This is a genomic window from uncultured Clostridium sp., from assembly GCF_947072515.1.
Lineage (GTDB): Bacteria > Bacillota > Clostridia > Clostridiales > Clostridiaceae > Clostridium.
The window spans coordinates 1-19,744 of the sequence record NZ_CAMTIG010000057.1; the positions used below are offsets into that span (position 1 = coordinate 1).

Annotated in this window: 19 protein-coding genes and 1 pseudogene; 18 read left to right on the plus strand and 2 right to left on the minus strand. The window is 27.2% G+C overall.

Features of this window, described 5'->3' with window-relative positions; all coding sequences use genetic code 11:
• Positions 1–143 precede the first annotated feature (143 nt).
• The 4 genes from Q0W06_RS15750 (at position 144) to Q0W06_RS15765 (ending at position 2,131) form a co-directional block, all read left to right on the plus strand.
• A complete protein-coding gene (locus Q0W06_RS15750; RefSeq protein WP_297637842.1) occupies positions 144–500 on the plus strand; it encodes a response regulator in 357 nt (118 codons plus the stop codon).
• An 18-nt stretch (positions 501–518) separates the two neighbouring features.
• The gene (locus tag Q0W06_RS15755; RefSeq protein ID WP_297637844.1) at positions 519–926 is read left to right on the plus strand and encodes a chemotaxis protein CheW; all 408 of its coding nucleotides are present in this window, start codon (positions 519–521) and stop codon (positions 924–926) included.
• Between the two features lie 125 nt (positions 927–1,051).
• The gene (locus Q0W06_RS15760) at positions 1,052–1,267 is read left to right on the plus strand and encodes a flagellar biosynthesis anti-sigma factor FlgM (protein WP_297637846.1); all 216 of its coding nucleotides are present in this window, start codon (positions 1,052–1,054) and stop codon (positions 1,265–1,267) included.
• Between the two features lie 132 nt (positions 1,268–1,399).
• Entirely contained in the window at positions 1,400–2,131 is a 732-nt protein-coding gene (locus Q0W06_RS15765; protein WP_297637848.1) for a FliA/WhiG family RNA polymerase sigma factor, read from the plus strand.
• Positions 2,132–2,187: 56 nt separating this feature from the next.
• Here Q0W06_RS15765 and Q0W06_RS15770 read toward each other — a convergent pair whose 3' ends face one another.
• Positions 2,188–3,828 carry a putative manganese-dependent inorganic diphosphatase gene (locus Q0W06_RS15770; protein WP_297637850.1) on the minus strand — a complete coding sequence of 547 codons (1,641 nt, stop codon included), beginning with the start codon at positions 3,826–3,828 and terminating at the stop codon, positions 2,188–2,190.
• A 145-nt stretch (positions 3,829–3,973) separates the two neighbouring features.
• On the opposite strand from Q0W06_RS15770, the gene Q0W06_RS15775 reads away from it, so the two are divergent.
• The 4 genes from Q0W06_RS15775 to Q0W06_RS15790 all read left to right on the plus strand — a co-directional run bounded on the left by Q0W06_RS15775 (position 3,974) and on the right by Q0W06_RS15790 (position 10,314).
• Positions 3,974–6,523 carry a calcium-translocating P-type ATPase, PMCA-type gene (locus tag Q0W06_RS15775; protein WP_297637853.1) on the plus strand — a complete coding sequence of 850 codons (2,550 nt, stop codon included), beginning with the start codon at positions 3,974–3,976 and terminating at the stop codon, positions 6,521–6,523.
• A 242-nt stretch (positions 6,524–6,765) separates the two neighbouring features.
• Entirely contained in the window at positions 6,766–9,090 is a 2,325-nt protein-coding gene (gshAB, locus tag Q0W06_RS15780; protein WP_297637856.1) for a bifunctional glutamate--cysteine ligase GshA/glutathione synthetase GshB, read from the plus strand.
• A gap of 15 nt (positions 9,091–9,105) precedes the next feature.
• The gene (locus Q0W06_RS15785; RefSeq protein ID WP_297637858.1) at positions 9,106–9,996 is read left to right on the plus strand and encodes a hypothetical protein; all 891 of its coding nucleotides are present in this window, start codon (positions 9,106–9,108) and stop codon (positions 9,994–9,996) included.
• A gap of 18 nt (positions 9,997–10,014) precedes the next feature.
• On the plus strand, positions 10,015–10,314 hold the full coding sequence (locus tag Q0W06_RS15790) for a Dabb family protein (RefSeq protein WP_297637860.1): 300 nt from the start codon (positions 10,015–10,017) through the stop codon (positions 10,312–10,314).
• 41 nt (positions 10,315–10,355) lie between these two features.
• On the opposite strand, the gene Q0W06_RS15795 is transcribed toward Q0W06_RS15790, so the two are convergent.
• Complete coding sequence (locus tag Q0W06_RS15795; RefSeq protein ID WP_297637862.1) at positions 10,356–10,769, minus strand: hypothetical protein; 414 nt, start codon at positions 10,767–10,769, stop codon at positions 10,356–10,358.
• Between the two features lie 238 nt (positions 10,770–11,007).
• Here Q0W06_RS15795 and Q0W06_RS15800 point away from each other — a divergent pair, with 238 nt between their 5' ends.
• From Q0W06_RS15800 to Q0W06_RS15845, 10 genes and pseudogenes are all read left to right on the plus strand, one after another.
• Positions 11,008–11,997, plus strand: a complete 990-nt coding sequence (locus Q0W06_RS15800) for a DUF4003 family protein (protein WP_297637864.1) — start codon at positions 11,008–11,010, stop codon at positions 11,995–11,997.
• Between the two features lie 12 nt (positions 11,998–12,009).
• Positions 12,010–13,056 (plus strand): DNA polymerase IV, encoded by a 1,047-nt coding sequence (locus Q0W06_RS15805; protein ID WP_297637866.1) that lies wholly within the window; start codon positions 12,010–12,012, stop codon positions 13,054–13,056.
• A 136-nt stretch (positions 13,057–13,192) separates the two neighbouring features.
• A complete protein-coding gene (locus tag Q0W06_RS15810) occupies positions 13,193–15,481 on the plus strand; it encodes an AAA family ATPase (RefSeq protein ID WP_297637869.1) in 2,289 nt (762 codons plus the stop codon).
• A gap of 172 nt (positions 15,482–15,653) precedes the next feature.
• Complete coding sequence (gene spoIIAA / locus Q0W06_RS15815; protein ID WP_297637872.1) at positions 15,654–15,989, plus strand: anti-sigma F factor antagonist; 336 nt, start codon at positions 15,654–15,656, stop codon at positions 15,987–15,989.
• Positions 15,990–16,005: 16 nt separating this feature from the next.
• The gene (spoIIAB, locus tag Q0W06_RS15820; protein ID WP_297637875.1) at positions 16,006–16,443 is read left to right on the plus strand and encodes an anti-sigma F factor; all 438 of its coding nucleotides are present in this window, start codon (positions 16,006–16,008) and stop codon (positions 16,441–16,443) included.
• A gap of 3 nt (positions 16,444–16,446) precedes the next feature.
• Entirely contained in the window at positions 16,447–17,199 is a 753-nt protein-coding gene (gene sigF / locus Q0W06_RS15825; protein ID WP_297637878.1) for an RNA polymerase sporulation sigma factor SigF, read from the plus strand.
• Between the two features lie 132 nt (positions 17,200–17,331).
• Positions 17,332–17,793 carry a stage V sporulation protein AC gene (gene spoVAC / locus Q0W06_RS15830; protein ID WP_297637880.1) on the plus strand — a complete coding sequence of 154 codons (462 nt, stop codon included), beginning with the start codon at positions 17,332–17,334 and terminating at the stop codon, positions 17,791–17,793.
• Between the two features lie 10 nt (positions 17,794–17,803).
• Positions 17,804–18,814, plus strand: coding sequence for a stage V sporulation protein AD (spoVAD, locus tag Q0W06_RS15835; protein ID WP_297637883.1), 1,011 nt, complete (start codon positions 17,804–17,806; stop codon positions 18,812–18,814).
• 11 nt (positions 18,815–18,825) lie between these two features.
• Complete coding sequence (spoVAE, locus tag Q0W06_RS15840; RefSeq protein ID WP_297637886.1) at positions 18,826–19,179, plus strand: stage V sporulation protein AE; 354 nt, start codon at positions 18,826–18,828, stop codon at positions 19,177–19,179.
• Positions 19,180–19,245: 66 nt separating this feature from the next.
• Positions 19,246–19,744, plus strand: a pseudogene (locus Q0W06_RS15845) (hypothetical protein); the annotation flags it as partial.

Below are 19,744 nucleotides of genomic sequence, written 5' to 3' on the forward strand. Positions count from 1 at the left end.
GATAAGCAGATTTTAGATATTGAAACTATATTCAAGAGAGAAAAAAATACAATTTTAGTATAAAATTTTATTATGTACCTATGCCAGGAACTTTAGAGAAAATACTAGAGAAAATAGGTTTGAAATAAGAGGAGGTAGTTAAGATGGCAAAAGTATTAATAGTTGATGATGCAGCTTTTATGAGAATGATGATAAAGGATATATTAAAAAAAAATAAATTTGATGTTGTGGGAGAAGCTAGTAATGGAGAAATAGCTGTAGATATGTATAAACAGGAAAAGCCAGATATAGTAACAATGGATATTACTATGCCTAACATGGATGGAATAGAAGCAGTAAAGAGAATAAAGGAATTTGATCCAAAAGCAAAAATAGTCATGTGTTCAGCGATGGGACAACAATCAATGGTAATGGATGCAATAAGAGCGGGAGCAAAAGATTTTATAGTAAAGCCATTCCAAGCAGAAAAGGTTTTAGAAGTAATTAAAAGAGTATTATGATAAGGGGGCAAACATATAATGCAAATAGTTATATTTAAGCTGGAAAATGAGTATTTTGCAGTGAAAACTGAAGGGGTTCAAAGTATAAATAATATTATGAATATAACTAAAGTACCAAATGCTCCTAAATATATAAAAGGATTAATAAATTTAAGAGGAAGTATTAAAACATTAATTGATATAAATTTATTATTAAATATAGAGCAAAATAAAACACAAGAAAATATAATAATTTTAGATATAAATGAAGAAGAAGTTGGGATAATTGTAGATAAAGTTTTAGAAGTAGTATCTATAGAGAATGAAAATTTAAAAGGAATAGAAAGTGAAAGTTATATAAGTGGGATAATAAATTATGAAGAAAAATTAATAACCATATTAGATATAGATGAACTTATAGAATTTAACTTAAATGATATCGTTTAAAATAGATAAAATTAAAAGATATCATAAAAAAATGAAAAGTACAGACAACTATTATATTTTATGAAATAAAGTATTTAATAAATTAAACCGATAATGAAATAGATAGAAGTCTGGAGGTCAGAAAAATGAAAATTAGTAAAAATGAATATAGTATGAAGTTGAATTTTTTAAATAAAGTTTATATAAATAGTAAAATAAACAGAATATTTATAAATTATGATAAAAGTAGAAGAATAAGAAAAGTTAATAGAATAAAAAATGAGATAAAAAATGGAACTTATAATATAGATTCTAAAAAATTAAGTAATAAATTAGAAAAATATATAAGAAAAAAATTATAGGGATTGTTATAGAAAAGAATGGGGTATTACAAAATAAATAAAGGGTAAAATTAATTTGTAAGGTATAAGAGAAAAGGGAAGAGTATTTTAATATTTACAAAAATTAAAGAGGGTTTAAAGAGGTGAATAACTATGATGACCTTAGAAGGAATTCAACTAAGGAAACATTCAGTGGAAGAATACATACCACTTGTCAAATATATTGCATCTAAAGTTTCAATAGGAAGAAATAAGTCTATTGAATATGAAGATTTGGTAGGGTATGGAATGATAGGGCTTATGGATGCAATGAATAAGTTTGATGAGGAAAAAGGAATGAAATTTTCCTCTTATGCATCTATAAGAATAAAGGGGTCTATTATAGATGAACTTAGGAAGCATAGACCTATTTCTAAGGGTGCTATGGACAAGCTGAAAAAATATAATGAGGGTGTAGAGTATTTACAAAATAAATTTCTAAAAGAGCCAACAACAGAAGAAATAACGAGACATTTAAATATTAATATTGGTGATATATTAACTATAGAAAGATATATAAATATTATGGCAACAATATCATTAGATAATATAATTTTAACTGATGAAGATGAAATGACTATTATGAATACTATTGAGGATAAAACATCAAAAACTCCAGAAGAGGAGTATTTAGAAGAAGAACTAGGGGAAATATTAAAGATTTCTATAGATGAGCTTAAAGAAAAGGACAAGCTTATATTAAATCTTTATTATTATGAAGAGTTAACATTAAAAGAAATTGGAAAAATACTTTGTATTTCAGAATCAAGAGTATGTCAAATTCATAGTAGAGCTTTGCAGAATTTAAAAGGAATTATAAAAAAGAAATTTGAAGTAAAATTTTAGAAATATATAAAAATAACAACTGCTTTTAATTTAAAAGCAGTTGTTTATTTTTTAAACTATTTATTCATAGCTGCATTAGTTAGAGGTGGAACAACTTGTTTCTTTCTTGAAAGAACTCCAGGTAAGAAAGCAGTTGAATCTTCAATTTTAACATTGAAAGCAGTCTCTACTAAATCGATACTAGGACCGGCTACAAGGATTTGAGAACCTTCGTTTAATACATCTGTTAATAATAACATTACAGCATCAAATCCTTCTAAATTAACTTTTTGATTCATATAAGCTAACATTTCTTCTTTTAATGGCATAAATCCATCAATATCCATAGTATTAACTTGAGCTACTCCAACCTTAACATCTCCCATAGTAAATGGTTTGAAATCTTGGTTGAATATTTGGTCTACAGTTTTTCCTTTTAAAGAAGTTCCAGCTTTTAATAAAGCTTTACCAAATTCCTCAACATCAACACCAGCTATATCAGCTAGCTTTAAGCATAATTGTTTATCTTGTGGAGTACAAGTTGGGCTCTTAAATAAAAGAGTGTCTGAAATTATAGCTCCACATAAAAGTCCTGCTACTTCTCTTGAAGGTCTGATTCCATTTTCAAAGAAGACTTTAGCAACAATTGAACATGTACATCCAATTGGCTCACATCTAAATAAAATTGGACCACTAGTATTTATATCAGATACTCTGTGGTGATCAATAATTTCAAGAATTTCAGCTTCATCAATTCCATCTATTGCTTGAGCTCTTTCATTATGGTCAACTTGAATAACTTTTTTCTTGAAGTTTGAAATTAAGTGATATCTAGAGATAGTTCCAATAACTCTTCCATCTGGATCAGTTACAGGATAGCTACTATATCTTGATTCAAGCATAGTTTCTTTAACTTCTTCAACTAAGTCATCGGTTGTAAATGAAACTAAATTTTCTTTAGCCATAACAAATCCAACTGGAATACTTTGAACTATAAGTCTTGAAGCTGTAAATGAATCGTGAGGAGTTGAAATAATAGTAACTCCTTTGTCTTTTGCAAGATTTATTAATTCTTCTGAAATTGTATTTGAACCAGTGATTATCATTAAAGAAACACCAGTTTTAATAAGATCTTCTTGAACATCAGCTCTATCACCAACAATAGCAATATCTTCAGCATCAATATGATCTTTCATAGAATTAGGTTGCATAGCAGCAACACAAATTTTACCTTTAAATATTTTTGTAGCTTCATTTACATATATAGATTTAGCTGAAAGTGTATCAATAATATTTTCAATAGTTGTTTTACTTTTAGCTAGTATCTGATTGTCCCAAATATCCATATAAGATGAAGTTAAGTTTGAAAGAGATATAATTCCTACTAAGTGTTCATTTTGATCAGCTACAGGAATAGATTTTATATTCTTATCTCTCATTATGTTCCAAGCCATTTTCAATGAAATTTCAGGTGAAATAGGACTTATATTATCAATATTTAAATCTTCAACCTTAAGTTTAAGTGTAGTTAATAATTGAGGTGCATTTACACCAAAATAATCTAATATAAATTGAGTTTCTGGATTAACATTTCCTAATCTAACAGGAATTGCAGGAATATCACCAACTCTGTTTTTTAAATCAGCATATGAATATGCAGAACAAATTGAATCAGAATCAGGATTCTTATGTCCAGATACGTATATTACATTTCTCATTAAATTTCCTCCTTTAGTTATAAAATTCTCTTTTAATTGTAAAACCTAAATAGAATTTTGTAAAGAAAAGATATATAGAAAGTTTTCATAAGTTTTGTTCTTTAGAAATATATATGTATAAGAGAAAAAAGAAGGAGGAAAGAGAGTGGTGGGAGAAAACAAAAAAAATATAGGATTATCTACGCAAGAAGCAAGGAAAAGGCAAGAGTCATTTGGGCTTAATAAATTAGATGCTAAGAAAAAAGTATCTTCAATTAAGGTGTTTTTATCACAATTTAATGATTTTATGGTTTGGGTTCTTATTGGTGCAACTGTAATTTCAGGAATTATGGGAGATGTAGCAGATGCAGTTACTATACTTATTATAGTTTTAGTAAATGCATTATTAGGATTTTTCCAAGAATTTAAAACTGAAAAATCTTTAGAAGCATTAAAAGATTTAGCAGCACCAACTTGTAAAGTCTATAGAGATGGGAGAATTATAGTTATAAGATCTATTGAGCTAACGATTGGAGATATGGTTGTATTAGAAGCAGGGGATAGAATTCCAGCAGATGGAGAATTTCAGGAATCTTCTGGTATAGTTGTAGATGAATCTCTTTTAACAGGTGAATCAGTAGGAGTAAATAAAGATATAAATAAAAAGAATAATAAAGGATTTATGGGAACAAATATTTTAAAGGGAAGAGCTTTATTTAGAGTTTCAACAATAGGTATGAATACTGAAATGGGAAAAATAGCAAATCTACTTCAAAATATTGAGGAAGATAAATCACCATTAAAGTTAAGATTAGATTCTTTAGGGAAAATATTAGTAATTATATGTCTTGTGATTTGTAGTTTAGTTACAGTTTTAGGCGTTTTTAGAGGAAATGAAATTGGTGAGATGTTCATGCTTGGAGTTTCTTTAGCAGTAGCGGCAATACCAGAAGGACTAGCTGCCATAGTAACGGTAGCATTGGCTTTAGGTGTATCAAGAATGCTTAAAAAAAATGCTTTAGTTAGAAAATTGCCAGCTGTTGAAACATTAGGATGTACATCTATAATATGTTCTGATAAGACAGGAACCCTTACTCAAAATAAAATGACTGTAAAAGAGATCTATTTAAATGGGAGAAATTTAGCTGCAGAAGAAAATATAAATACTATAGATGGGGTAGAAAAATTAAAGAGTATTTTAGTGTATTGTAATGATTGTACTATTGATGGAAAAATGAAAAAGATAGAAAAAGCAGTACATGGAGATCCAACGGAAGTAGCTTTAATAAGGTTATTCTTTAAAAATTCAACAGATGTCATAGAATATAATGAAAAAATAAAGAGAGTTTTTGAACTTCCTTTTGATTCAACAAGAAAAATGATGACAGTTATAGTTAAAGAAGGAAATAAAGAGATTTCATATACAAAAGGTGCTCCAGAGAGGGTTTTGGCAAAATGTAAGTATATATATGAAGATGGAAAAGTAAGAGAGTTAACTATAGCTAGAAGAAAAAGTATAGAAAAAGTTTTAAATCAAATGTCATTAAGAGCATTAAGATGTCTTGCAGGAGCTTATAAGGTTGAAAATTTAAGAAGGGATGAAAAACTAGAAGATGATTTGATTTTTGTAGGGATTGTAGGAAGCATTGATCCACCAAGAAAAGAAGCAAGGGATTCAGTATTAAAATGTAAACTTGCAGGGATAACTCCTGTTATGATAACTGGGGATCATAAAAATACTGCTTTTGCTATAGCAAAGTCATTAAATATATGTAAAAGTGAGACTCAAGTATTAGAAGGAAATGATATAGAAAAATTAACAGATATGGAACTTAGAAGAAGTATAAAAAATATTAGAGTATTTGCAAGGGTTTCACCAAGTCATAAACTTAGAATAGTAAAGGCTTTTAAGTCATTAGGAAATATAGTTGCAATGACTGGAGATGGAGTAAATGATGCTCCAGCTATAAAAGAAGCAGATATAGGAATATCAATGGGGATATCAGGAACAGATGTTACTAAGGAAGCAGCTGAAATGATTCTTATGGATGATAATTTCAGTACTATAGTAGATGCAGTAGAAGAAGGAAGAAGCATATATGACAATATAAGAAAATTTATAAGATACCTTTTATCTTGTAATTTAGGAGAGGTGTTAACAATGTTCTTAGCTACTTTATGTGCATTACCAAGTCCAATGACACCTATTCAAATTCTATTTGTTAATTTAGCAACAGATGGACTTCCTGCTATAGCATTAGGAGTAGACCCAGCAGATGGAGATATAATGAGGCAAATACCTAGAGATAAAAAAGAAGGGATTTTTGCAAGAGGTTTAGCAGAAAAAATAATAATAAGAGGCGCACTTATCGGAGTATGTACACTTTTATCATTTATGATAGGAAGATATTATAGAATGGATTTAGAAACGTGTAGAACGATAGCTTTAGCAACACTTGTACTTTCACAATTATTTCATGTTTTTGAGTGTAGATCAGAAAGACATTCAATTTTTGAAATAAAGTTGTTTACTAATCCATATTTAGTTGTAGCTGTTTTAATATCTATAATAATGTTAGTAAGTGTATTATATGTTCCATTTTTACAAGGAATATTCCATACAGTACCATTAGCACTAAAGCATTGGACGATAGTTTTAAGTTTCTCAGGAACTATAGCATTAATAAATAGTATTTATTTATTTATAAAAAAATAGATAGGATTACTAAATGATGCAATCCCACTTAAGTGGACAGATGAAATAATTAAATTTATCTATCCATGTAGGTGGGGTTTTTTATAATAAAATATTAAAGTTTAAATTCTATTATAAGTATAGTAATATTTTAATTTTAATTTAAAAATATTATGATATAATGTGTAATAGGATATGGGTGGATATAGTATTAGTAATGGATAAAAAAATTACTAGTGTATAAAAAAGGAAGGAAATTTTACATGGATAATTTATTAAACAAAATAATAGATGAAGGTTTAAAAAAGGGATTAATAGAATGTAATTATGGTTTGGAAAAAGAAAATATAAGAGTAAATAAATATGGAGAAATTTCATTAGATAGACATCCAAAAGTATTTAAAGAGGATAATCTATTTATAAAGAGAGATTTTGCTGAAAGTCAAATGGAGATGGTAACTCCAGTATGTAATTCTATAGATTCAGCATATAGTTTTATGGAAAACTTAAATAATATAGTAAATATAGAATTAAAAGATGAATATTTATGGCCTCAAAGTAATCCTCCTAAGTTACCAAGTGAGGAAAAAATAAAGGTTGCAGAACTAAATGATAAAAAAGCAAAAGAATATAGAGAAAATTTAGTTAAGAAATATGGAAAGAAGAGACAATTAGTTAGTGGGGTTCACTATAATTTTTCTTTCAGAGATGAATTTATAGAAAACTTATATAAAATGCAAAATACAGATATAAGCTTAAGAGAATTTAAAAACGAGTTATATTTTAAAATTGGAAGAAACTTTTTGAAGTATAAGTGGTTTTTAACATATTTAACAGGAGCAAGTCCTGTATTTCATAAAAGTTATGTAGAAAAGTGTACAGCAAAAGGTGAAGCATTAAATACAGAAGATTACTATTTTAAAGGAGTTGGATCTCTTAGAAATAGTAGATGTGGTTACAGAAACGAAGAAGATTTTTATGTGTCATATAATAATTTAGAAGAATACATAAGAGATATAAGAAGATTAATAGATGATAAATGTATACAGCAAGCAAAAGAATATTATAGTGCTATAAGATTTAAATCTAAAGAAGAGGGAGATATGTTAACTAACTTAGAAGAGAATGGAGTTAGATACATTGAAATAAGACTTTTAGATTTAGATCCTACAACAAAATTTGGTATTTCAAAAAATTCATTATACTTAATACATTTATATGTTTTATTCTGTCTTTTTAAAGAAGATGAAAAATACACATTAGATGTTCATAATGAGTGTGTACAAAATGATAATAGAGCTATAAAAAACAGTGAAGAAAATACATTAATAATAAATAAAAGAGAAGTTACAGTGAAGAAAGCTGGGCTTAAAATTTTAGAAGAAATTGAAAAGATAAAAGAAGAAGTATTTAAAGATACAATTTACTATAAAGACTTTAATAAAATTATTGAAAATTCTAAATTAAGATTTGAAGATAATAGTTTAACTATTGCAAGTAGACTTATTGAAGGGATTAAAGAAAGTAATTATTTAGATTATTTTATGGCAATAGCTATAGAAAATAAAAGAGATAGTAAGGAAAATGCTTTTAAATTATTAGGCTATGAAGATTTAGAATTATCTACACAAATCTTATTAATAGAAGCTTTAAAATATGGTGTTGACTTTAAAGTTTTAGATAGAGAAGAAAACTTTATTGAACTTAATTTTAGAGGTAAAAAGGAATATGTAAAACAAGCTACTAAAACAAGTAAGGATAATTATATTACAGCATTAATAATGGAAAACAAACTAGTATCTAAAAAGGTATTAGCAGAAAATAATATAAGAGTTCCTCAAGGTGGATACTATATTTCAACAGAAGATGCAATTGAAGATTTCCAAATCTATAAAGATAAAAAACTTGTAATAAAACCTAAAACAACAAATTTTGGAATAGGTATAACAATATTTAAGAACCCACCAACATTACTAGAATATAGAGAAGCTGTAGATATAGCCTTTAATGAAGATAAATCTATATTAATAGAAGAGTTTATACAAGGAAAAGAATATAGATTCCTAATAATAAATGATGAAGTAGTAGGAATTCTTCATAGAGTACCTGCAAATGTAACGGGAGATGGAATAAATAATATAAGACTTTTAATAGAGAAGAAAAATAAAGATCCATTAAGAGGAAGAGGATATAAAACTCCACTTGAAAAGATAAGAGTATCTAAAGCAGAAGAAATGTTCTTAAAAAATAATGGGTTAGACTTCTCTTATATTCCTAAAAAGGATGAGGTTATTTATTTAAGAGAAAATTCTAATATTAGTACTGGTGGAGATAGCATAGATTTTACTGATGATATCCATATAAGTTATAAAGAGATTGCATTAAAATCAGCAAAAGCTGTAAATGCTAAAATAATTGGTGTTGATATGATGATAGAGGATATTAAAGGAAAAGCTAATGATAAAAACTATGGAATAATAGAAATTAATTTTAATCCAGCAATCCACATTCACTGTTTCCCATATAAAGGTGAAAATAGAAAAGCAGGTGAAAAATTAATTAAACTTTTATTTGAAGATATAGAATAGTAAGGAAGTGTTTGTATGAAGATACTAAATCCTTATGAATATGAAGGTACCTTTTTAAAAGGTAACCTTCATACTCATTCAGAAAATAGTCCTTGTGGACATTACTCATTAGATAAGATTGTAGAGATGTATACAAGCTATAAAATGGAATACGATTTTTTAAGTATAACAGATCATTGTATGATAACAGATTTAAGTGAATTTAAGGATAGAGAAGATATTCTTTTAATTCAAGGTGTTGAGTTTAAAAGAAGTGGTAAACAGACACTTGGTATAAACTTAGAGACATATGATGATGATGGAGAAAATTATACAAATCACAATGAGTTATTTAAAAAAGTTGTTGAAAATGGTGGGATAAATATTATTTGTCATCCTCATTTAGGAAAAATGGACTATTGGACTTTAGATGAATTATTAAATCTTGAAAATTATACTGGAATTGAAATATTCAATAATAACGTTAGATTAGACTGCAAAGGAATTGCTTTAGCTACTGATTTATGGGACGAGTTACTGAGTAGAGGAAAAAGAGTGTTTGGATTTGCAGATGATGATATGCATATTTTTTCAAGAGCAGGTGGAGCATATAATTATGTTTTAGCAAAAGAAAAAAGCAAAGAAGAAATAATGAATGGACTTAGAAGAGGAAGTTTTTATGCATCTTTTGGCGTTAAAGTTAAAGAGATAGAGGTTAAAAATAATCGTATTTCCTTAAAAAAAGGGGATGAACGAGTTCCATACGTGTTTTTTAAATTTATAGGAAAAAACGGAGTAGTACTTAAAGAATGTAAAGGCACTGAAGCTTATTATGATGTAGTAGGAAACGAAGGATACATAAGAGTTGAAGTGTTTAGAGAAGATGGTGCTAAAGCATGGTTACAACCATTTTTTATAGAAGAATAAAAGAAAGAGGGAAAGAAAATGATAAAACATATAGTTGCTTGGAAAATAAAAGATGAAAATAAAAAGGAAAATGCTTTAAAAATTAAAGCTGCCTTAGAAGATTTAAAAGATTTAATTCCAGAAATTAAAAAAATGGAAGTTGGAATTAACATAAATAGAACAGATGCTGCTATGGATGTTGTATTATATTCAGAGTTTGATAGCCTTAAAGACTTAGATAGTTATCAAGTAAATCCATATCATGTAAGTGCTAGTGCTTTTGTAAAATCAATAGTTGTTGAAAGAAAAGTTGTAGATTACGAAGTTATTAATAAATAGAGATATTAATAAAGGAGTATAGATTTCTATACTCCTTTTAACTATCTTCTTTGAATTCTTGTAGCTTGTTGTCTAGCTTTTTTTATTTCTGAGTGATCTATAGGAACTAGATCTTTTTTAGCAGTAAGGTTTAAAATGTTTTGTATTTGAATTACAGAAGCATCTTCTTTACCTTTAACCCCGTTAAGTCCCATAATCATTACTTTATGCCCTTTATTTAGAGGAATGAATTCAGGTTTCTTAAACCATTTCCATTTTTTATACTTACATTTAACAGCGCCTCTACCAGCATCAGGTTTAATAATAATATCTACTACAAGCTTTTTTAATAAAATAAAGTTTTTTTCCTCTATCTTAAATGAAATAACAGTACCTGCTGTACTAGTTATTCTATCTCCGTATTTTTGAAAATATGAGTCTTTAAAATAATCATTAAATTTATCTTTGAATCCCATAATTAATTCTCCTTTATAAAATAATCAAATAAGTCCTTTGTACTTACTATAAAACATAACAATCTTATTATAACATAAAAATATTTTTTATAAAATATAAATTTACTAATTGAGAAATGAGTGATACTGTAAAATTAATTATAAATTATAATTTAACTTATTATGTGTTAAATTATAAGTTTTATAGTATAATGAAAAAGTAAAAAATAAAATTAAGGGTGAAAAGGAAGCGTTTAAAATGAATATTGGTTTATTAGATATATGTAATAGCGTAATGGATAGCTATAAACTAGTAAAAGATGGCTTAAGATTTGATGGAGAATATATAAATCATTTTGCATCGCTTGTATTTGGGGGACATTTAGAAGAAATAGATTTAGAGAAAATTAAAAAAATTAGAAAATATATAAAGAATGAAACAAGTCAGCTATCAAGTTTTAGAGGAGATATGCTGTATTTGATATCAATCTTAATTAGTCGAGAAGAAAATTATAGTTTTTTTTCAGATAGACTTATAAAAGTAAGTGAAGAAATGCAAGATGTTGGATTTAAGGAATCAAAAGGATTAACACTGGCTGCATATGCCATATGCAAACATGGAAATCTAGATTTAGATTATAAGATTTATAATAATACAAAACTTATTTATGATCTTTTAAAAAAGGAATTTAAAGAGATTACTGATGAAAATGATTATTTAGTTTGTGCACTTTTAGGAATTAAATGTGCAAAAGAAAATGAAGATGCAAAAGAAACTGGTGAGTTTGTAGAATATATGTTTAATTATTTATTGAGCTTAGAAAACTATTCGAAAAATCATTTGCAGATGTTAGCAACAAGTTTGCTTTTAAATACAAATATAGAATCACAATTTGAAGTAAAAGAACTTATTGAAAGCTTTAAAGAACAGGGATTAACTGTAGGAAATGAAGTTTTAGGTATAATTGGAGCAGCTAATCGAACAGATAGTATAGAAAGATACATATTTAAAGTTAGAGAAGTAATTGAATATATTTGTGATGAAGAGGGTGCATACCTTTATTATATGGATAAAAACTTTAGAGTATTAATAGGAATAACTATAGTAGAATACTTTAATAAACAGCAAGATTCTGAGTATAATAAATATTTAGAAGAACTATTAGCTTTTTCTATATATTCTTTTTCGATTAAGAATAATAATGGAAGTTCTTTTAGAAAAGAAGAGGAGGAAAAAGTTTATAGCTAGAAAGGAAATGGTATGGAGAAGATTATTTTACATATAGATATGGATGCATTTTTTGCATCAGTAGAACAGATGGATGACAAATCTTTAAGAGGAAAACCAGTTATTGTAGGTGGGGTAAGTGAAAGAGGTGTAGTGTGCACTTGTTCTTATGAAGCTAGAAAATATGGTGTATCTTCAGCTATGCCAGCTTTTATAGCGAGACAAAAATGTCCAACTGGAATATTTGTTCCAGTAAGGCATTGGAGATATAAAGAAATTTCAGAGAAGATTTTTAAAATCTTTAAAGAGGTAACACCGCTTATTGAACCATTATCAATAGATGAAGCTTATTTAGATTTATCAGAAAGTAGCTTTAAAAGTGGAGAAGAAGCAGGGAAATATATTAAAACGCGAGTTTATAAAGAACTTGGTCTTACACTATCTATAGGGATTTCTTACAATAAATTTTTAGCAAAGACGGCTTCAGATTGGAATAAACCAAATGGAATAAAAATAATAACAAAAGAAATGATTCCAAATATTTTATTTCCATTATCAATAAAAAGAATTTATGGGCTTGGGAAAAAAGCTTGTGAAAAATTAAATAATATGGGAATATTTAAAATTGAAGATTTATACAAAATGGATAAAAAGTTTTGTGTTGAATATTTAGGGAAAAGTGGAGTTGAAGTCTACGATAGAATAAGAGGAATAGATAATCGTGAAGTAAAAGTAACTAGAGATAGAAAATCTATAGGAAAAGAGAGAACTCTAAAAAATAACACAAGAGATATAGAAGAATTAAAAGAATATTTAAAGGGTTTTTCAGAAACTATAGAAGAAATTTTAAAAAAAGGGGATAAAAGTGGAAGAACAGTAACCCTAAAATATAAAACTGGAGAGTTTCAAAATCATACTAAAAGCAGAACTCTTACAAATTATATTGATGATGCTGAGGTTTTATTTAAAATTGCATGTGAGCTATTAGAGGAAAACGAAATAAGGGAAGATATAAGGCTAATAGGACTCAGTATATCTTCATTTAAAGAAGAAAAAGAAGTTCAAATGAAATTATTTTAACTATACAAAAAAAATTGTATAGTTTTTTTATTATTTTTTAAGAAAGCTATTCCTAAAACAAATCATTAGAATACTAATATAGTATAGACTATTATTTAAGGAGGAATAAGACTAAAGAGAGTCTTAAAAAATATATATGAAAAATAAATTAAATCCCAATAATATAATATTTTCTTTAAATTTAAAGGATAGCGAAGAAGAAAAATTAATTGATTTAATGGATATAAAAGAATTTAAAACTCCTTATGATAAAATAAAGCGAATTTTAAAAATAAAAAAAGAAAATTATAATTTATATCTTGTGGACTCATATTTAAAAGAAAAGGTAAATAAGTTAGTTGAAATAATTGAAAAAGAATATGAAAAATTAGAGGCACCAAAAGATATTTGTTACGCATCATTAAGTGACGATGAAAAACCATTTCCAATTACTTTAAGTAATGGTAGAGGAAAAGCTTTAAAGGAAGACATAGCAATATTGAAGGAAGAGTATAAAGACGCACTTTTAGAATTTAATGATTATGAATTTACAGATGAAAAAGATAATATTCTAGAAGATTTAAAAGTAAATAGAAGTAAATACTTAAATAAATTAATGACATTAGCTGCAGATGAAGGATTTGAAATGAAAGTAACTAGAGATGGTTTTGTATTTATACCATTGAAAGATGGAAAAGAAATGACAGAGGAAGAATATGACTTATTAGAAGAAGATTTTAAAGATGAGTTATTAGAAAAAGCAGAGAAACTCAAAAGTGATACATCTGAAATAATAGAAGCGATAAAAACAATTGAAATAAAAGAATTAGAAAAATTAAAAGAAATATTAGGAGAGTATTTAGAAAATAGATTAAAAGAAGTAAAAGAGGACCTTTTACTTGAATATATTTTAGATGATGATGTATATAATTATTTAGATGCATTTTATAAGAAAATAGAAAAAGAGCTAATAGGATTATATACAGTATATATAGATGAAGATGAAAAAGAAGTTGATAAAATTTTAGGGAAATATGAAATAGAAATTATAGTTGATAATACAGAGTATAATAATCCAAGAGTTATATTTGAAGAGGATCCAACTATAACAAGATTATTAGGGAATATAGAGTATGAAAGTCAAAATGGGAATTATACTACAGACTTATCGTTAATTAATGCAGGAACACTATTAGAAGCAAATGAAGGTTGTATTATCGTAAGGGTAAAAGATTTATTGATAAATAACACATATCCATATCTAAAAAAAGTATTGCTTACTCAAAGCTTAAATTTTGATGCTAATAGAAATTATTTAGAAGTACTGTCTATAAATGGACTTAAAGTTCAAGGTGTAGGAATAAATGTAAAAATAATTTTAATAGGAGATTATGAAACATTCAATATTTTATATAGCAATGATGAAGATTTTAAACTATTATTTCCAATAAAAGTTGATTTTAAATCGGAGATAGATATTGATAAAAATCTAGAATTGATATATGGATATATAAAAGATTTAAATTTAGAAATCTGTGAACTTAAGATAGATAAGAAAGGGATAGAAGTAATTATAAAATATCTATCTAGAGTAGCTGAAAATAAAAATAAAATAATTGTAGATCATAAAGAGATAGAAAGAATTCTTTTATTAAGTGAACAGATAGCATACGATAAAGAAAAAGAAATTATTGATAGTGAATCAGTACGAGAGGTTATTTATGAAGAGGATATAATTGAGGAAAGTTATTTAGATATGTATGATGACGGAAAAATAATTATAAATCTTGAAGGAAAAAAAGTAGGAAATATAAATGGACTAGCAGTTTTAGATACAGGGACTCATGCCTTTGGAAAGCCTATGAGAATAACATGTAATGTATTTAAAGGTGAAGGTAGTATAGTAGATATTCATAAAGATGCCAAACTAAGTGGAAGAATTCATGAAAAGTCTATAGGGATTTTAAAGAGTATTTTATATAGTAAGTGGGATAAGAAAAGCAAATTACCTATAAATATTCATCTGAATTTTGAGCAAAATTACGGTATGATAGAAGGCGATAGTGCATCAGTTGCAGAAATGATATGTATGTTATCAGCTATTACAGGAAAAGGAGTTAAACAAAATATTGCAGTAACTGGTTCATTAAATCAGTTTTCAGAAGTTCAGCCTATAGGTGGAGTAAATGAAAAGATTGAGGGATTTTATAAAGTTTGCGTAAATCTTGATAAAAATAAAGGTGCAGGAGTTTTAATTCCAAAAACTAATATTAGTGAATTAATTCTTAATGAAGATGTAGAAGAAAGTATTAAAAAAGACGAATTTTCATTATATTATATGGAAAATTTAGATGAAGCAATAGAAATTTTATTATTAGAAGAGGGAGAAACTATAGAAGAATTTTATAAATTATTAACTGAAAAAATAAGTGAATATAAGAAGTAAGCAAAAGCAATTTATCTGAAAAGTTTTCTTTAAGATAAATTGCTTTTATTATTACCCATTATTTAACAAAAAACATTGACTGTAAAATACATTATATGTTAAAATATGGAAGAAAAGAACAGCTAAATAGGAGGTGACAAACTCTATACTTAAAAAAGTTAGAGTGATAAGTATGTATCTTAAGTTTAATAACTACAACGATATATTAGAAATAGCTTTAGTAGGCGAATTAGATCACCACAATGCAAAAGAAGCTAGAGTTAAAATGGATGATAGAATAGAAATATCAAGAACAAAAAAAGTAATTTTAAATTTTAATTCAGTAACTTTTATGGATAGTTCTGGTATTGGGGTAATTGTTGGAAGACAAAAAAAAGTGAAAAAAAATGGTGGAGAACTTTACATAGCAGGAGCTAATAAAAGCATAGGTAAAGTTTTTGAATTAGCAGGATTATTTAAAATAATAAAGAATTTTAATACTGTAGAAGAAGCATTAAGTTGTATTTAAATTGGAGGGGTTTAGATTGTACGATAATAAAATGAGTATAGAATTTTTAAGTAAATCTGAAAATGAAGGGTTTGCTAGAGTAGCAGTTTCAGCTTTTGTAGCTCAATTAGATCCAACAATAGAGGAAATAACAGATATAAAAACAGCAGTATCAGAAGCCGTTACAAATGCTATAATACATGGATATGAAAATAGAGAAGGTGGAAGAGTAAGGATTGATTCAGCTTTAATAGGAAATGAGATTGAAATAATAATAAGCGATTTTGGGACAGGGATTGAAAATGTTGAGGAAGCTAAGGAACCACTTTTTACATCAAGACCAGATTTAGAAAGATCAGGAATGGGATTTACGGTTATGGAAAGTTTTATGGATTCTTTAGAGGTATATAGCGAAAAAAATAAAGGAACTAGGGTAATCATAAGAAAAAAAATTGAAGTAATAGGTCAGGTCTAAAATATGATTGTTGAGAATTTGAATAGAGAGGAATATGATTACAATAATAACTGTAAACTATTACCGTTAGCTAAAGCTGGTGATGAGAAAGCATTAGAGCGATTAATTGAAATGAACTTACCTTTAGTTGCATCTATTAGTAAGAAGTTTTTAAATCGTGGATATGATTATGAAGATATTTTCCAAATTGGGTCAATTGGATTAGTAAAAGCTATAAAAAACTTTGATGATAAGTTTAATGTAAAATTTTCTACCTATGCTGTACCTATGGTAATAGGTGAAATAAAAAGATTTTTAAGAGATGATGGAATGATAAAGGTTAGCCGTAGTGTTAAAACCTTAGGAAAAAAAATTCATTATTATAAAGAAGAATTAGTTAAGGAATTAAATAGAGATCCTACTATAGATGAAATCTCTAGACACTCAGGAATTCCTAAAGAAGAAATTATAGTAGCAATGGAAGCATCTTCAAGTTTACAATATTTATATGATACAATCCATCAAGATGATGGTTCACCTGTATTGCTTATTGATAAATTAAGTGAAAATGGAGAAGATGATTCAGAGTTTATTGATAAAATTGCACTAAAAGAAGCATTAAGTACATTAGATCAAAAATCAAGACAAATAATAATGCTTAGATATTTTAAAGATCAAACACAAGTACAGGTAGCTAAAATGCTTGGTATAAGTCAAGTACAGGTATCGAGAATTGAAAAAAAAGTTTTAAAAAAGTTGAGAGAAAAATTAGAATAAAGTCATTAAAAAGAAAACTATCAGAAATGGTAGTTTTTTTATTTTAAAATAATTTATATAAGTAGAGTATTTTAAATATTTTATAAATAAAAATCACTTCCTTAGAAATAATAATACTAAGGAAGTGATTTTATGAAATTAACAAGAAGAGAAAAAAGGATAAAAAAAAGATTTGATAAATTAGCTAAGGAAACTAGTCCTAAGCCTAAAATTATAAGAAATTGCATAAGAGCATTTTTAGTAGGGGGATTAATATGTACTTTAGGAGAAGGTATTGGGAATATTATAGTGAAGTTTGGTGTTTCATCTGATAATAAAGGTGTGGTGGTGTCAATAATAATGATATTTTTAGGGGCGCTTTTAACAGGGGTTGGTGTTTATGATAAGATAGCAACCTTTGCAGGGGCTGGAAGTGTTGTTCCTATAACAGGGTTTGCAAATGCTGTTGTAGCACCGGCAATAGAGTATAAAAAAGAAGGATTTGTATTTGGAGTAGCTGCAAAAATATTTATGATAGCAGGGCCAGTATTAGTGTATGGTATAGGTGTTTCAGTAATTATAGGAATAGTTTATTACATTATAGGAATGGTATAAGGAGTATTTTATGAATAAGAAAATCGGAAAAAGAACTATAATCTTAAAAAATAAGCCAAGAATAATAAGTGCATTTTCTATAGTTGGACCTAGAGAAGGCGAAGGACCTTTAAAAGAATATTTCGATCATATATTAAAAGATGAAATGTTTGATACTAAAAGTTATGAAAAAGCAGAAAGTAAGATGTTATTAAATTGTATAAAGGAAGCAATTTTAAGAGCAAATTTAAAAGATAAAAATATAGATTATCTTTTTTCAGGAGATTTACTAAATCAAATTATAGCATCTTCATTTGCAGCAAGAGAGCTAGAAATCCCCTTTTTTGGATTATATGGAGCTTGTTCTACTATGACAGAGGCTTTAAGCTTAGGAAGCATATTATTAGATAGTGATATAGGAAACTATATAATTTGTTCTACATCATCTCATTTTTGTGCAGCAGAGAGACAATTTAGATTTCCTCTTGAATATGGTAGTCAAAGAAGTAAAACTTCTCAATGGACAGTAACAGGAAGTGGGGCTATGATTTTAGGCAGAAATGGAGATTTTCCTAAAATAACAAGTGTAACTACAGGAATAGTTAAAGATTATGGAATAAAAGATGCAAATAATATGGGGGCAGCTATGGCACCAGCAGCAGTAGATACAATTTATAATCACTTTAAAGATACAGGCAAAACACCAAAGGATTATGATGTAATAGTAACAGGAGATTTAGGAACTGTAGGTAAAACTATAGCTGAAAATTTAATATTAGAATATGGATATGATATTCGAGATAATTATTTAGATTGTGGAGATATGATATTTTTTAGTGAAGTACAAGGAACAGAAGCCGGAGGAAGTGGATGTGGATGTTCAGCTTCTGTAGCGGCAGGATATTTTTATAAAAAACTTATAAAGAAAGAAATAAAAAGTATGCTTTTAATTTCAACAGGTGCGCTTATGAGTCCAACATCATCTTTGCAAGGTGAAACTATTCCAGGAATTGCACATGCTGTAAGTATAGAAAGCGATTAGGAGGCAGAGAAATGGAGTATTTAAAGGCTTTTATAGTTGGTGGTGGTATTTGTGTAATTGCACAAATACTTATGGATAAAACAAAATTAACACCAGGTAGGATATTAGTATTATTTGTGGTTATTGGAGCTATATTAGGTTCCTTTGGAATATATGATAAGATAATAAGATTTGCAGGGGGAGGAGCTACCATACCACTTCCTGGCTTTGGAAATACTTTAGCGAAATCAGCTATAAAAGAGGTTGAAGAAATAGGCCTTTTAGGAGCATTTACAGGAGGAATAAAAGGTGGAGCAGGAGGAATAACTGCTGCTATTATCTTTGGTTATATAATGGCAGTTTTATTTAATCCAAAAAGTAAATAGAAACCTTTTTAAACTTGTTTTAGATTCATTATTTTGGGTAATAATGGAGATAAAGAGGTGGCTATAATGAAAATTAAAAATTTAGAAAAAACAAAATATCCAATTATATATATAGGGATAACATTTATAATGAGCAGTATTTTCTATGTATATTATGATTTTAATTTATGGCTGGTTTTAACATTAACTAGCCTATTTTTTTGCATTGTAGTTTTTAGAGAAAATTTTGAGTTTTTTTTAGTAGTAGTTGCGATATTTTATTTAGGAATAATTATAAATAATAACTTTTATAATTACTATCCTCAATTAGAAAAAGTGAAAATTGTAAAAAATTATGGAGAATTTGCAATAGGGGAAGAAAAGGGAAGGATTTTAAATCTACAAGGGGAATTTAAAGAAGTTAGTGTAGGGAATGTAATAAAGATAAAAGGTGAATTTAAAAAAGATATAAATAAGGAAAAAGGCAAGATTGGGAATGTAGATGTTATAGATTATAGTATAGATACAAGAAGTATATTTACTATATTAAGTAACTTTAGAGAAAATATAAATGAAGTATATAAAG

Bases quoted from the DNA above. Each gene is read 5' to 3' on its own strand.
- Q0W06_RS15750 (WP_297637842.1), top strand. From the start codon at position 144: ATGGCAAAAGTATTAATAGTTGATGATGCAGCTTTTATGAGAATGATG.
- Q0W06_RS15755 (WP_297637844.1), top strand. From the start codon at position 519: ATGCAAATAGTTATATTTAAGCTGGAAAATGAGTATTTTGCAGTGAAA.
- Q0W06_RS15760 (WP_297637846.1), top strand. From the start codon at position 1,052: ATGAAAATTAGTAAAAATGAATATAGTATGAAGTTGAATTTTTTAAAT.
- Q0W06_RS15765 (WP_297637848.1), top strand. From the start codon at position 1,400: ATGATGACCTTAGAAGGAATTCAACTAAGGAAACATTCAGTGGAAGAA.
- Q0W06_RS15770 (WP_297637850.1), bottom strand. From the start codon at position 3,828: ATGAGAAATGTAATATACGTATCTGGACATAAGAATCCTGATTCTGAT.
- gshAB (WP_297637856.1), top strand. From the start codon at position 6,766: ATGGATAATTTATTAAACAAAATAATAGATGAAGGTTTAAAAAAGGGA.
- Q0W06_RS15785 (WP_297637858.1), top strand. From the start codon at position 9,106: ATGAAGATACTAAATCCTTATGAATATGAAGGTACCTTTTTAAAAGGT.
- Q0W06_RS15790 (WP_297637860.1), top strand. From the start codon at position 10,015: ATGATAAAACATATAGTTGCTTGGAAAATAAAAGATGAAAATAAAAAG.
- Q0W06_RS15795 (WP_297637862.1), bottom strand. From the start codon at position 10,769: ATGGGATTCAAAGATAAATTTAATGATTATTTTAAAGACTCATATTTT.
- Q0W06_RS15800 (WP_297637864.1), top strand. From the start codon at position 11,008: ATGAATATTGGTTTATTAGATATATGTAATAGCGTAATGGATAGCTAT.
- Q0W06_RS15805 (WP_297637866.1), top strand. From the start codon at position 12,010: ATGGAGAAGATTATTTTACATATAGATATGGATGCATTTTTTGCATCA.
- Q0W06_RS15810 (WP_297637869.1), top strand. From the start codon at position 13,193: ATGAAAAATAAATTAAATCCCAATAATATAATATTTTCTTTAAATTTA.
- spoIIAA (WP_297637872.1), top strand. From the start codon at position 15,654: ATGTATCTTAAGTTTAATAACTACAACGATATATTAGAAATAGCTTTA.
- sigF (WP_297637878.1), top strand. From the start codon at position 16,447: ATGATTGTTGAGAATTTGAATAGAGAGGAATATGATTACAATAATAAC.
- spoVAC (WP_297637880.1), top strand. From the start codon at position 17,332: ATGAAATTAACAAGAAGAGAAAAAAGGATAAAAAAAAGATTTGATAAA.
- spoVAD (WP_297637883.1), top strand. From the start codon at position 17,804: ATGAATAAGAAAATCGGAAAAAGAACTATAATCTTAAAAAATAAGCCA.
- spoVAE (WP_297637886.1), top strand. From the start codon at position 18,826: ATGGAGTATTTAAAGGCTTTTATAGTTGGTGGTGGTATTTGTGTAATT.